Source organism: Streptomyces sp. MCA2 (assembly GCF_023544705.1).
In the GTDB taxonomy this organism is placed as follows: domain Bacteria; phylum Actinomycetota; class Actinomycetes; order Streptomycetales; family Streptomycetaceae; genus Streptomyces; species Streptomyces decoyicus.
In genome coordinates this window covers 1-981 of the sequence record NZ_JAMJFM010000122.1, presented here as the reverse complement: position 1 = coordinate 981, position 981 = coordinate 1, and the positions used below count along the sequence as shown (strand labels likewise).

The window sequence follows — 981 nt, the reverse complement described above, 5'->3', positions numbered from 1 at the left end:
TGTCGGCCCCGAGCAGATCGTCGCGCTCGCCCTTCCCCGCACGATCGACGTGGTCGTGGCGATCCTCGCCGTCGCCAAGACCGGCGCGGCCTACCTGCCCGTCGACCCCGACTACCCCGCCGACCGCATCGCCTACCTCTTCAGCGACGCCCGGCCCACACTGCTCATCACCGACAAGGCCACCGCCACCGGCCTGCCCGAGACGGGCGTCACCACCCTCACTCTCGACTCCGGCGAGGTCGACACTTCGGGGCTGCCTACCAGCAACGTTCGCGATGCGGAGCGGTTGCGTGAGGCGAAGACCTCGCACCCCGTCTTCGTCATCTACACGTCCGGTTCCACCGGGCGGCCGAAGGGCGTTGTGGTTGAGCACCGCTCGCTGAACCTCTATCTCCGCTGGGCCCACGCCGCTTACCCCGCCATGAGCGGGCGGACTCTCGTCCACTCTCCGGTCTCTTTCGACCTCACCGTCACCGGGCTTCTTGGGCCTCTGACTCTCGGTGGCTGCGCGCATCTGGTCGAGCTGAACGAGGGCACCGCCCCCGACCTCGCCGAAGCACCGACCTTCGTCAAAGCCACGCCCTCGCACCTGAGCCTGCTCAAGAACCTGCCCCCGCACATCTCACCGACCGAGCAGCTGGTACTTGGTGGTGAAGCCCTCCTGGGTGAAGCCCTCGATGAGTGGCGACGCGATCATCCCGGCACCACCGTCATCAATGAGTACGGGCCCACCGAAACGACGGTCGGTTGCACCCAGTACCGCATCGAGCCCGGACAGCCCGCCCCCACCGGCACCATCACCATCGGGCACCCCATCTGGAACACCCAGATCCACATCCTCGACGCCCACCTCCAACCTGTACCCCCCAACGTGACCGGCGAGCTCTACATCGCCGGCGACCTCCTTGCCCGCGGATACCTCCACCGCCCCGACCTCACGGCAACACGGTTCACCGCCAACCCCCACGGCGCCCCCGGCAG

Annotated in this window: 1 protein-coding gene; it reads left to right on the top strand. The window is 68.0% G+C overall.

Annotated elements, in window-relative coordinates:
* A partial coding sequence (locus M8I34_RS41075; protein WP_250058162.1) for an AMP-binding protein occupies positions 1 to 981 on the top strand: 981 nt, incomplete at both ends.